At 63.5% G+C, this 12,872-nt stretch carries 9 protein-coding genes and 1 tRNA gene; 3 read left to right on the top strand and 7 right to left on the bottom strand.

The window, feature by feature from the left end:
• Nucleotides 1-2: 2 nt before the first annotated feature.
• Nucleotides 3-2,573, bottom strand: a complete 2,571-nt coding sequence (locus tag ACMGFL_RS14740) for an efflux RND transporter permease subunit (RefSeq protein WP_436936294.1) — start codon at nt 2,571-2,573, stop codon at nt 3-5.
• A 227-nt stretch (nt 2,574-2,800) separates the two neighbouring features.
• Here ACMGFL_RS14740 and ACMGFL_RS14735 point away from each other — a divergent pair, with 227 nt between their 5' ends.
• The 3 genes from ACMGFL_RS14735 to ACMGFL_RS14725 all read left to right on the top strand — a co-directional run bounded on the left by ACMGFL_RS14735 (nt 2,801) and on the right by ACMGFL_RS14725 (nt 5,721).
• On the top strand, nt 2,801-3,442 hold the full coding sequence (locus tag ACMGFL_RS14735) for a helix-turn-helix domain-containing protein (RefSeq protein ID WP_436936462.1): 642 nt from the start codon (nt 2,801-2,803) through the stop codon (nt 3,440-3,442).
• 135 nt (nt 3,443-3,577) lie between these two features.
• Nucleotides 3,578-5,332, top strand: a complete 1,755-nt coding sequence (ilvD, locus tag ACMGFL_RS14730) for a dihydroxy-acid dehydratase (protein WP_436936293.1) — start codon at nt 3,578-3,580, stop codon at nt 5,330-5,332.
• Nucleotides 5,333-5,617: 285 nt separating this feature from the next.
• Nucleotides 5,618-5,721: transfer RNA gene (locus tag ACMGFL_RS14725), tRNA-Arg, on the top strand.
• Between the two features lie 236 nt (nt 5,722-5,957).
• Here the strand turns inward: ACMGFL_RS14725 and ACMGFL_RS14720 are convergent.
• The 6 genes from ACMGFL_RS14720 to ACMGFL_RS14695 all read right to left on the bottom strand — a co-directional run bounded on the left by ACMGFL_RS14720 (nt 5,958) and on the right by ACMGFL_RS14695 (nt 12,800).
• The gene (locus tag ACMGFL_RS14720; protein WP_436936292.1) at nt 5,958-6,923 is read right to left on the bottom strand and encodes a hypothetical protein; all 966 of its coding nucleotides are present in this window, start codon (nt 6,921-6,923) and stop codon (nt 5,958-5,960) included.
• Between the two features lie 394 nt (nt 6,924-7,317).
• Nucleotides 7,318-7,668 (bottom strand): HalOD1 output domain-containing protein, encoded by a 351-nt coding sequence (locus tag ACMGFL_RS14715; protein ID WP_436936291.1) that lies wholly within the window; start codon nt 7,666-7,668, stop codon nt 7,318-7,320.
• A 112-nt stretch (nt 7,669-7,780) separates the two neighbouring features.
• Nucleotides 7,781-10,231 (bottom strand): PAS domain S-box protein, encoded by a 2,451-nt coding sequence (locus tag ACMGFL_RS14710; RefSeq protein WP_436936290.1) that lies wholly within the window; start codon nt 10,229-10,231, stop codon nt 7,781-7,783.
• A gap of 129 nt (nt 10,232-10,360) precedes the next feature.
• Nucleotides 10,361-10,954, bottom strand: coding sequence for a metal-dependent hydrolase (locus ACMGFL_RS14705; RefSeq protein ID WP_436936289.1), 594 nt, complete (start codon nt 10,952-10,954; stop codon nt 10,361-10,363).
• 64 nt (nt 10,955-11,018) lie between these two features.
• Nucleotides 11,019-12,029 (bottom strand): threonine aldolase family protein, encoded by a 1,011-nt coding sequence (locus tag ACMGFL_RS14700; protein WP_436936288.1) that lies wholly within the window; start codon nt 12,027-12,029, stop codon nt 11,019-11,021.
• Nucleotides 12,030-12,098: 69 nt separating this feature from the next.
• Entirely contained in the window at nt 12,099-12,800 is a 702-nt protein-coding gene (locus tag ACMGFL_RS14695) for a uracil-DNA glycosylase family protein (protein ID WP_436936287.1), read from the bottom strand.
• Nucleotides 12,801-12,872: the final 72 nt, after the last annotated feature.

The raw sequence follows: 12,872 nt of genomic DNA, 5'->3' as shown, positions 1-12,872 counted from the left end.
CTTCACCCACGCCAGCGCGCCCAGCACAGCAGGAAACTCGGCAGGACGAAGACACTCACAAGGAAGGAGAGAAAGAGCGACAGCACCACGATTGCCCCGAACGACTGGAAGACGGCGGAGGGGTGAACGAGCAGCGTGGCGAAGGCGGCACAGGAGGTGAGCGCGCTGCCGAGCAGTGCCCCGCCGGTGCCCCGAACCGTCGTGTACAGCGCGTCGATCGGATCGGCCCCGTCGTCGAGTTCCTGCATGAACCGGTCGCTGACGTGGATGTTGTAGTCGATGCCCAGCCCGATGGTGATGCTCACCAGAAACGCAGTGATGAAGGTCAGTGGGACGCCAAACAAGTACATTCCGCCGAAGACGAACCCGGTCACGAGCACGATGGGTACGACGGTCACCACGCCGAGGGTCAGCCGTCGCCGTTCGAGGTGGTAGGTGGCGGCAAGTACGAGCGTGACGCCGCCGAAGGCCAGCACCATCGTCCAGAGGATGCTGTCGGCTATCGTCCCGAGTCCGGCGTTGGAGACGGTCGCGAAGTCGACCGGGTCGACGCGCAGGTCCGTCTCGCCTTCGATTTCGTCCGCGAGTGCGTGCATCGCTGCACCGCGCTCGTCGATGTCGACGCCCTGCTCGACGGGGACGATGAGCCGCATCGACTCGTACTCGCCGTCGACGCGACTGAGGACGGCGGCGGCATCCTCGGGCGCGATATCGTGGAGGGTGTCGTACACCGCTTCGATGTCGGTCGCGTCGGCAGAGTCGGATAGCTCCGAGGCGGAGTCAGCGTCGACAGCAGCGAGGGCAGCGGCAAAGGCCTCGTCGTCCGCGCGCAGGTCTGTGAGCAGTGCCTCGAGCTCGTCGTTGTGATCTCCAGCACGTGCGACGAGCGTGGCAAACTCTTCGTTTCCGATAGCGTAGGCCCGGATGAGCGACAGGGGCGAGACGACCGGCACCTGTCCGCCCTGTCTGAACGCGAGTTCGTGGCTGGCGGCCCGGGTTGTGCCGACGTGAATCCGTTCGAGTGCGGTCACGTCGGTCACGTCCCCGCGAACGAGAAACGTGGTCGTCCGGGCGCGCTCGTCAGTCGACTGGAACTGCGCCTGAACGTAGTCGAGGTTCTGTCGGTACTCGGTCTCGTGAGCACTCCAGCCGACCGGGTCCGGCAGGTCCGTCTGCCAGTCGTCCGCGTCGGCGAAGTCCTGCTGGAAGCCCTGTCTGTCGAGGTCAGTGTAGGAAACCAGCCCCAGTCCGCCCACCACGAGCGACAGCACGACAACGGCGACTGCACCCGAGCGGGCGAGCGTGACGCCCGAGGAGAGGACTGGCTTCAGAACGCCGCTCGTTCCGAGCGCCTGCTTCCGTCGGTCGAATCCGTGCCCTTCGAGCCGGGAGTCGATCACGAGTTTCAGCGCCGGGACGAGCGTCACGAAGACGAACACGGACGCGAACACGCCGAGCGTGATGACGACGCCGAACGCGCGGATGAACCCGATTGGGTTCGTCACGTTCGCCAGAAAGCCGACGCCAGCGGTGAGCGCGACGAGGACGAACGCGACCAGCACCGACGAGCCAGACCGGGCGAGCGGCGGGCGAATCCCCTCCGCGGGGCCGCGCTGTTCCCGGTATCGCATGATCACGTGCAACCCGAAGTCGATAGACAGCGCCACGATCAGTATCGGGCCGACGATGCTGGCGAATCCGGCGGGGATCCCGAGCCAGCCCAGAATGCCGAAAAACCAGAGGACGGAGACACAGACCCCGACAAAGCCGACGAGGATGTCGACCAGGTCGCGGTAGGCAAACGCCAGGACGGCGACGACGAGCAACAGTGCTGGCGGGACGATGAGCCAGAAGACGTCCATGATCTGCTGGGAACTCCACTCGGCCTGCGCGAGCGTCCCCATCGTGAACAGGTCGTCGCTCTCCTCGGCCGCGTCGAACAGCACCTGCTGGGCGCGTTCGTCGGGCAGTGGCTCCTGCTGTTGCGTGTAGCCAGCCTGCTCGAACTCGAAGAGCAGACGAACGCTCTCGGCCTCGGCCGTTCCGGGTTCGTACCCACGCGGGAGGTACTGCCCGGCACGCGTCCCGTCGCTGAGTGTCTGCTCGATCGCCTCGTCGAGTCGCTCGTCGCTGGCATCCTCAATAGCCGCCTGCATCTCCGCCGGGCTTGCGTCTTCGCTAGCTAACTCCGTCCCCACGAACGTCGCAGGCCCGGTGATCGACCGTCCGTCGACCAGTTCCGCGGCGACCGTCTCGTTGTCGAGAACGGTCTGCTGATATTCGAGGGCGCGAATCAGCGACTCTCGGGAGAGTGCGTTGCCGTCCGCTGGTCTGAGATACACGCTCGAAAGTGCGGTCTCCTCGTCGTCGCCGTAGTGGGCGTTCGTGTATTCGAGCGCGTCACCGACAGCGGTTCGCTCGAAGACTTCGTCGTCGATATTCGTCTGATTTGCCATATCGAGTTGTGGCAGCCCAGCACCGACGCCGACAGTCAGAAGGAGAACGGCGACGATAACCAGCAGCGGATGGTCCGTGACCGTCGTCGAGACGCGATCAGCGATAGATCCGAACATCTCAGACACACCCGGATCGATTCCGTCCGTCTCCTGTGATGTCTCTCCGACTGTCGCTCGGCCCGTCTGTGCTGTGTGTCCAGTTTGCGAATCGGGTCGTCTGGTTCATCGCGTACCTTGATGTGGGTGGCGAGTGTCCGTACATATTAGGCCAACATGTTGGGGACAGAGAAACGTATCGAACGCGCAACTGTTCGCACGGGATGTTCGAGACAGACGAGTCACGGATGATCAGCGCACGATTTCGGATCCGACTACCGGACGGCATCTGGGTGACGGACGTGTCGACGGCGTTTCCGCGGGCGACGTTTCGGTTGCTGTCGGGGTACAAGACGGGGGACAGCGCGCTCGAACTCGGGGAGACGATCACCGACACGCCCGACGATGTGGTCGACTCGATGCGGTCGCATTCGTCGATCCACGACTACGAACTGCTCGAAAGCGACGAGCGGCGGGTCCTCGGGCGATACGAGACGACGGACACGAACCTCTACGAGTTCGTCGAGAGCGCCTCGCTGACTATCGAGTTTCCCGTCGACGTGCAGAACGGCTTCTACGAGTTCGACCTGACGGCGACCCGTGAGGAACTGGAGGGACTGCGGGCGACGCTCGACGCGTCGGGACTCTCCTACGAACTCCTTTCGCTGACCGAATCGACCGATCCAGAGAACACGCTGACCGACCGCCAGCGAGAGGTGCTCGAAACGGCAGTGCGGGAAGGCTACTTCGAGGTGCCCAGAGAGTGTACGCTCGCCGAACTCGCCGAGACGCTCGATATCGACAAGTCGACAGCGAGTACCATCCTCCGCCGCGGGGAGGCAGAACTGCTGAAATCCGTGCTCGGGGGGCCGACTGACCGGACGGGGTAGTCTGGTTCGAGAGGGTGCTCGCTCGTGGAGCGGACTGCCGCCACTCGCTCTCGACCCATCATTCGACGGTGTTTCACGCGAATCGCCGTCAGGGAGAAGGGGCCGTTTAAGTACAGTGACACCCACCGACTACGTATGAGTGAACGTCCGAGCCGTATCGACGGCGAGCGAACGTACGACAAGGATCCGGATCTGCCGAGCAACGAGGTCACGCAGGGTCCCGAGCGCGCACCCCACCGTGCGATGTTTCGCGCGATGGGCTACGACGACGAGGACATGGCCGCACCGATGGTCGGCATCGCGAACCCGGCCGCCGACATCACTCCCTGTAACGTCCACCTCGACGACGTGGCCGCCTCGACCTACGAGGCAATCGACGAGTCGGACGGGATGCCAATCGAGTTCGGCACGATCACTATCTCCGATGCCATCTCGATGGGCACCGAGGGAATGCGCGCCTCGCTCATCTCCCGTGAGATCATCGCCGACTCGGTGGAACTGGTCGCCTTCGGCGAGCGCATGGACGGGCTCGTGACCATCGGCGGATGTGACAAGAACATGCCCGGGATGATGATGGCCGCCATTCGCACGGATCTGCCGAGCGTCTTTCTCTACGGCGGTTCCATCATGCCCGGCGAACACGACGGCCGAGAGATCACCATCCAGAACGTCTTCGAGGGCGTCGGCGCGGTCGCACAGGGCGAGATGTCCGAGGACGAACTCTCCGAGATGGAACACGAGGCCTGCCCCGGCGCTGGCTCCTGTGGCGGGATGTTCACCGCGAACACCATGGCCTCGGTCGCAGAGGCGCTTGGCTTCTCGCCACTCGGGGCCGCTTCCCCGCCCGCGGAGGCCGAATCTCGTTACGAGGAGGCCCGACGAGCGGGCGAACTTGCCGTCGAAGTGGTCGAAGAAGGACGACGACCATCTGACTTCCTCACGAAGGAGTCCTTCGAGAACGCCATCGCACTGCAGGTCGCCATCGGCGGGTCGACAAACGGCGTGCTCCACCTGCTCGCGATGGCCGCCGAGGCCGGGATCGACCTCGCTATCGAGGAGTTCGACGAGATCAGCCGTCGGACGCCAAAGATTGCCGACCTGCAACCGGGCGGCGAGCGCGTGATGAACGACCTGCACGAACTCGGCGGCGTCCCGGTCGTGCTCCGCCGACTGCTCGAAGCGGACCTGCTCCACGGCGACGCGATGACCGTCACCGGACGCACGCTCGCCGAGGAGATCGAACATCTCGAATCCGAGGGACGGCTCCCCGACGATTCGGAACTCGACGCCGACTGGCTGTACACCGTCGACGACCCCAAACAGGAGGAGGGCGCGATCAAGATCCTCACTGGGAATCTCGCGCCCGACGGCGGCGTCCTGAAGGTCACCGGCGACGACGCCTTCCACCACGAGGGTCCCGCCCGCGTCTTCGAGAGCGAGGAAGCGGCGATGGAGTACGTCCAGGAAGGCCACATCGAGAGCGGCGACGTCATCGTCATCCGCAACGAAGGGCCACAGGGCGGCCCGGGCATGCGAGAGATGCTCGGCGTCACCGCCGCCGTCGTCGGACAGGGCCACGAGGACGACGTGGCGCTGTTGACCGACGGCCGCTTCTCGGGTGCGACCAGAGGGCCGATGATCGGCCACGTCGCCCCAGAAGCCTACGTCGGCGGCCCCATCGGCGCGCTCGAAGACGGCGACACCGTCACCGTCGACATCCCAGACCGAACGCTCGCAGTTGACCTCTCAGAAGAGGAACTCCAGGCACGACTGGACGAGCGCGACGACCCGGAGCCAGCCTACGACACCGGCGTCCTCGCGAAGTACATTCGCGATTTCGGCTCGGCCGCTAACGGTGCTGTCACCAACCCCGGCGTGCAGTGGGATTGATCGGACGGGTTTTCGTTTTTCAGGCGATCCAGAGAACGTCTGTTGAAATTCCTATCTCAGCTGGTGATACATCCACTCCCTGGCGGACTGAAAGGGCGAGGCTGTCTCGGGGAACCCGGACGAAGTAAGGACTGCAGGCCGTGTACGGCCGAAGCCCGCAACGAGTCCCGGGACTCGAGACAGCCGAGGGCTTTCTGTGGCTCACTTGCATCAGCGGAGGTATCCGTATTTCTCGTCAGGTCGATCCAAACGGCTTAGTGTTCGTGCGACGCAATCGTGTTTTGAGGGCACGTAGCTCAGCCAGGATAGAGCGTCGGACTTCTAACCTCGTGACGCCAGTCGCGGGGGGAGACATCCGACGGTCGTGGGTTCGAATCCCACCGTGTCCGTGCGCAGTCCTGCGGTTTCGTACTTCTCCCCGAAACTACTACTAACGGCCAGTACAGACGCTTAGCGGTAGCTTTTCAAAACTCAAATTTTTCTCAGATTTTGGATTCCATTCGACTGGTGAACGGCCCCCTCCGCCGTCTTGCGATATCAATTGTCGGAGGTGTCAGATGACGGCCGGTGTGAGGACGACGCTGCTGTGTCGTCGAGTGCTGGCAGACCGTCGGTGCCGTGAGGTTCACTTCAGCCCGCGGGTCGCGATGTGGTACTCGTAGACGGTTTCCATGCCGTCGATCAGGCGGTCGAGGTCGACGGTATCGGCGTCGAACTGCCGTTCCCTGACTGCCCTGTACCGGTTCGCCCAGCGCTGGCGGAACAGTTCCTCGACGTCGTTGGACTTGATCCGGTCGACGACATCCTCGTCGGCGTCGAGTTCGTCGGGCGTGACGATGCCTTCCTCCAGAGCGAAGACGACAATACCGGCAGTGAAATCGCCCTCGTCGACTTCGCGCTCCCAGGTCGTCAGCCAGTTGCCGATACGCGCCATCTCCTGGAGGTCCCAGAGTAGATCCCTGACCGCACCGAACTCGCTTGTCTCGAACTCCGGCGCGTACATCAGGTCGACGTCGGCGTACGGGAACATCACCATATTGTGTGATTCGTACCGTCTCGCGCCCCTGAGATTCGCGATTTCGGGGTTCTCGTTGACCATCGCGCTGTACTCCATGGCGTTCATCGTCTGTTCGAGGTCGTACTCGAATACGTCTGCGAACTCGTCGTACCGCGGTGCGTCGACGATGCCGTCCTCGAAAGTGCGCCAGACGCGTTCGATGAACTCGAACGACTCTTGGTCGACGCGCGCGCGGCCTGGGTCGGCCGTTTGCCCCTCTGTTCGGAGGCGACACACTTCGTCGAAGGTCCGTCTGTCCCCACGCTGCTCGACGATGTCGTCGAGGATGGTGACGTACATCGTCAGTATCGTCTTCTGTGTCCGTACGTGTGCGGCGTACTCGTCAGCGACCGTCGAGAGCGTAAACGAGGGGAATAGCGAATGGATCCACTTCCAGAGGAACCGGTCGCGTTCCTCGAACAACCTGTCGTACTCGTCGGCCAACTCCTGAACCCGCGGTGGCAGGCTTACTGTTCGTATCTCGTTTATGCACTCGTGTGGCTCGTCTTGCGCTGTTGATTCTGTCGTCGACATAGTTTCATCCAGTTTCGATCGTCGCAACCGCTCGACTGGATCGTCGCCGACTGCTCGGCTGGTATCCATCGCTTACCCCGAGACGGGCGACCGATCGGCTGCGCACGTGGGTCGGAACGCGACGGCGCGAACCATCCGTGCCCGCTCGAAGGTAACTCGTCACAACCACGATTCGATACGGTAACACGAAGTTAATAACCGTTATCGCGTGTAGGATGTTTCTAAGCGACGTTTGGACTGTTTTCCCTGCCAACCAGCACCGAGTAGCATGAGAATACGTACATCTACTTGCGATAGTAGGACCAAATTACCAGCATATCGGCGGTGGACAAAGAAACCGTACGCCTGATAAGAACGTATTACTGCAAGAAAACAACTCGAACTGGTCGAACGATCACAGCGTCTGCAACACACGATGCAAGGATGACTCGGAACCACGCAACATCGTCTGGTCCCTCTCCTCTCGGGCGGTGTTCGTGTGGTCGGGTTCCTGCTCGGTGACGAACACGAACCCAGAGGCTTCGACTGTGACGCGGTGGCCAGCGAAGACGAACGACACACTCGTGTCACTGCCGTTGCTCGCTTTGTCACAGAGGTTCTCGATCGCTCCCGGGTCGACAGCGTCTCCGAGCCGACTGTCCATCTGCAACGGATCCACGTCCTGCACGTCGGCAACGGCACGAACCACAGTCTCGGTGACCGATTCATCGTCGCTTCGTCTGTACACCGCTGGTGTTGTTGTCATGGTTTGCTGCGTCATGCTATCTGTACAGACACAACCCTATATCGGTCATCACTAACTAGATAAACACTCGCTCGCGCCGATTTATACACATAAATCGTGGCTGCCGTGCCGGTCAGGCGTCGTCGAAAAGCAGTTCCAGACACTTTCGCTGTCCGATGCGCAGGTGCCGGTTGATGGTCGGTTGCGTCACGTCGAAGGACTCCGCAATCTCCGCCCCAGTCGTCTTGCGCGGCCAGTCGAAGAAGCCGGTCAGGTACGCAGTCCTGAGTATCTGCTGTTGTCGCTCCGTGAGTCGGTCTCTGAGCGTCGCCCGGAACCCCTCGGGCCGTCGGGCCGGGTTGGACTCCTCGCGCCGTGCGAGCAGTTGCGTCGTGTCGTGGGCCGACTCGATTCGTTCGACGAACGAGCGGACGTCTGTCGTGTACGGCACCTCGACGGTCACGCTCGCGGACTCACCGGTGAGAACCAGCGAACGGATACGACCGCCGTACTCGGCGATGTCCACTGCGAGCGTGGGTGCCGTCACGGAGACTTCGTAGAACTGAGAGTCCTCGTCTCCCAGGACTCTCACCGAGTCGATGCCCGTGATCCGGTCGGCGACACGGGTCACCTGTTTCGCTGTCGCGTCCGGGACGCGGACGAAGGCGCTGTGGCGTTCCTCGCGAGCGACGACACCTTCGAGTTCGAGCGGGTGACCCGTGTTGCTGGCGATCCGTGAGAGCGGGTCTGTCGGGTTGTCCACCTCCAGTGCAAGTCGCACCACCCGCTCGGCGGAGAGCCACTGCTTGGTCTCGACGACACGGAGTGCGTTTGCGATCGTCTCCGCCAACTCGGTGAACACGGTCTGGAGCTGCTCGTCGAACCCGGACTGTTCCGTCGAGTAGACCGTCAGAACGCCGTACGTGACGCCGTCACAGGACAGCGGAGTGCTAATAGCGGACTGGAACTCCCGGGTTATCGCCTCGGTTCGCCACCGCTCGCTCCGGAGGTCGGTGGCGATCTCTGATTCGATTGCCAGTTCACCGGTCGTGGCTGCGCGAACGCTCGGCGGGCTGTCGGTCCCGTTCAGTGAGAGGTCGACCGCATCGACGTACCCGGCGGTATCGCCAGCCCACGACCGGGGAACCAGTTCGTCGCCGTCGGTCTGTCCGATCCAGGCCGCCGCGAACAGTGAGGACTCGATAAGGTTCTCACAGACCGCGGCTTCGACCTCCCCGCGCGAATCCGCATCGACGATCGCCGCGTCGATGCGCCTGATTATCTCGTTGGTCTGTTTGAGTCGCCGCAATTGGTGGTTGCGTTCCCGGAGTTCACGGTCACGGGACCGGAGCGTCGTCTCCCTGTCGACACGTTCGAGCGCGGTCTCGGCACTGGCCGCCAGCAGGTCGATCAGCTCCAGCGTGTCCGTGTCCACGCTGTCACGGTCCCGCATCGCGACGAAGAACACGCCGTGGTCATCGAGCGGGATGAACGTGCCGTTCTCCGTCGGGACGGTCACGTCGTCAGTGAGCCGTATCGGCGCACCACTCCGGTCGATTTCTCGCGTCCCATCGATGAATACGTCCCAGAGGGATCCGTCGTCCGAACCGACCTCTGGTAGCGTGTCGAGCGGCCCATCGGACGTTGCCACGGGGTGGAGGGCGTTCGTCTCGCCGTCGAAGAGGTAGACGGCGGCGGCTGTGAGGTCGAGCACGTCGATGGCGGTGTCGACGATGCGGTTCGCGACGTCCGATTTCGTCTCTGCGTGCAGGAGTTCCCGTGTGGAGTCGTGGAGCGCCGTCAGAGTCTCCTGATACCAGATGCGCTCGGAGATGTCCCGGATGACCCCGACCTGTCCGTAGCTCCCGTCCGGGAACCAGTAGACCGAGAACCGCGTCTCGATGGGGAGCGTCTCACCGTCTGCGGTCTCTATCGTGGCCGTGATCGTCATGGCGTCGTTCTCGCTCATCGTGAGAAGCTGGCTGATCGTGGCCGCCTTCTGGATGGTCTGCTCGTCGGTGAGCATCGTCGCGTTCGAGCCGACGAGTTCCGACCGCGAGTAGCCGGTCATCGACTCGACGGCATCGTTCACCATCATGATGTTGAACGAATCGTCGAGGACGTACACGCCGTCGTCGATGGTCTGAACGACGCGCTTGAACTGGGTGACGTCCTCGTTGCGTTCGTAGTACTCGCTCACGTCGTTGACGACCAACACGTACCGACGCTTCCCGCCGATCGACGAGGTGCCGATGCTGACCTCGACGAGAATTTGGGACCCATCCGCTCGCCTCGCACGCCCGGTCAGGGCGCTGTCACCGCCGTCAACTGAACTCCGTGCTTCGATCTCGGCAAACTCGAACATCGGACAGAACTCCGTCACTGGCGTCCCGATGACGTCCTCCTCGGCGTATCCGAACGTCGATTCCACGCGCTCGTTGGCGTGGACGATTCGCCCCTCGTCGTCGAGGACGATCACTGGCGACGGGATCGCCGTCCAACACGACGCAAAATCGGTCGGAGCCGTCGAGTCCGCTTCGGTGTCTTCGGCATCGGTGGCCGACGCTTCCGTCGACTCCTTCATGGGTCGACTATCCGATAGATAGGGATAACTCTGCTTTCGGGGTGGTTTCCCGATAGTAGCACGATAACAGTCCGCTGCCAGCGATTTCCTCCACCAATTGAGCGACGGTACCCGAACGGTTCCGTCGGATCAGATGATCTCGCCGTCGAGTCCAAGATGGACGAGAATTCCGAGGAAGAACGTCCAGACGACGGCGACGGCGGCGACTTGCTGTTCGAGGATAAGGTCACTCGTCCCGGCCCAGACGGAGCCAGCGATGAGGCCGGTCAACACGAAGGTCACGGCGACACTGTGGGTCCAGGCGCGGTGGCTCTGTGTCGCAAGTCCGATGAGCGGGTCGACGAGACCAGCACAGAAGATGGCAGCGAGCGTCCCGGCGACGGCGACGACGACTTCCGGCGGAACGGGCAGGTCGACGCCGAAATCGGAACTCGCCGTCTCGACGGCGGAGACGAGCCCCTCGAAGGTCAACGCGACGAGGGAGACGACGCCGAGAACGACGAGCGCACGGAGCGCTCGATTCGCTTTCCGTCTGGGGATCGACTTGTGATGGTCGATGTCCGGAAAGATCGCACCGACGAAGGTCGCTCCGGCGGCCCCGACGGCCGCACCGGTCGCGAGCAGCGCCGTCTCGAACGCATAGAAGATCGCTCCGCCGACGAGCAGGGCTGCGGCTACTGCCCCGATGCGGCCCCATCGTGCGTGTGTCGGATAGTTCGGCATACAGAGTGATTGGTTGCAGAGTATATGTATCGTGGGTTCACAGAGCGTGGCGACGGGATGCCGATTACGCGGTGGCGCTCTCCGCGATGCCGACAGCGGCGTCGACATCCTCGTCGTCGATGTCGAGATGCGTACAGAACCGGATCGTGTACTCGCCGAAGGGTGAGCCAAGTAGCCCCGCGGATTCGTAGGCTTCGAGTACCGCCTCTGCGGGCCGGTCTGTCTCGACGAGGACGATGTTCGTCTCGGGTTCGGCGGCCGAGAGTCCATCGACGGCGTCGAGGCCAGCAGCCAGTCGCGTCGCGCGACGATGGTCCTCGGCAAGTCGGTCGCGGTTGTCAAGCGCTGTCAGTCCGGGTCCGGCGACGATACCCGCCTGTCGCATCCCGCCGCCCAGCAGTTTCCGGACACGGCGAGCGCGCTCGATGAACGACTCGGACCCGGCGATGATCGATCCGACGGGCGCACCAAGCCCTTTCGAGAGACAGCACAACACCGAATCGACCGGATCGACGAACGACGACGGATCGCAGTCGTGTGTGACCGCGGCGTTGAACAGGCGCGCGCCGTCGAGGTGGACGGGAACGTCCCGGTCGTGTGCTGCCTCGGCCGCCGCTGCGATCCGGTGGGGCGCGAGTGCGGTACCGCCCTTGCTGTTGTGCGTGTTTTCGAGTGTCAGGAGGCCCGTTCCCGGTCGATGGCCATCGGCCTCGACGTAGCCGTCTCGAACCTGCTCTGGGGTGATGACGCCACGTTCGCCGCCGTCAAGCGTTCGCGGCTGGAGGTCGGCGTGCTGGACGAGACCGCCCAGTTCCCACTTGTAGATGTGGCTCTCGCGCTCACAGAGTACCTCCTGCCCGCGGTCGGTGTGGGTTCGGGCGGCGACCTGATTGCCCATCGTTCCGGTCGGGACGAACAGGGCCGCCTCCGCGCCGAGAACGTCCGCGGCGCGGGCCTGCAGTTCGTTCACTGTCGGGTCCTCGCCGTACACGTCGTCACCGACGGCCGCGTCGTGGGCGCGCTCGCGCATCGCGTCGCTCGGCCGGGTGACGGTGTCGCTCCGCATGTCGATCATGGCCCGTGCTACCCGCTCCCGCCTCAAAACTCCGACGGCGGTTCTTAGGAGTAGAAGAGAAACGGCACGTCAGCGGACGCGGTACGGTTCCGACCCGGGGAGAAAGCGGCCGAGGTCCGACTCGCGCCGGTAGTCGCTCGCCTGAATCGCCTGCATTCGCTGGACGAACCGCTCGCTGTCGTCGTCGGTCCACGTTGCGGGGTCCTTGACCGGGACGATGAGCCAGCCCGACCCGCGGATCTCGGTCGCGTGCAGCGCGTCCATGTCGAGTTCGTCGTCGACGGGCCGCGCGGTGTAGGTCTCGAGCACGTGTCGCGTCGCCCGCTCCCCGACCGGCAACAGGACGTGTGCGACGATGGCCCGGAGTTCGGCGTCGAAAAATGGCTCGAAGCGCTCGTACTCCGGGTCGCCCTCCGGGAGACAGAGATGGAGATAGGAGAGGAAGGTTCGGTCCGTGACGACTGTCTCGATGGCCCGAGAGCCGTCGGTCCGAGCGCGTTCGCCGTCCGCCGAGTCGAGAGCGTGTGCGTCAGCGTCGGGGTCCGCCCACGCGATCCGCTCGACTAGCCCGCAGGCTTCGAGCGCCTCGAAGAACGCCGCCGACCACGGGCGACCGGTGAATGGGATGCTCGTTTCGAGGCCGCCGTGCACCCCCGGATGGTCACCGATCACGTGAAAGTGCGCATCGGTGTCACCAAAACCCGCGACGAACTCCTCGCAGGGCGGCGACTGGTCGAAAGGGTTCCGGACGCGGTGTGTGACGAATTCCACACCCGAGAGTACGAGGGGACTGGTATGAAAGTCACTATTCCAGTCGAGCGGTTGCCAGCGACGCGGCCAGCA

Source organism: Halovenus marina (assembly GCF_051414115.1).
GTDB lineage: Archaea > Halobacteriota > Halobacteria > Halobacteriales > Haloarculaceae > Halovenus > Halovenus marina.
The sequence above is the reverse complement of the archived record's forward strand: the minus strand, read 5'-3'. Positions and strand labels throughout refer to the sequence as shown.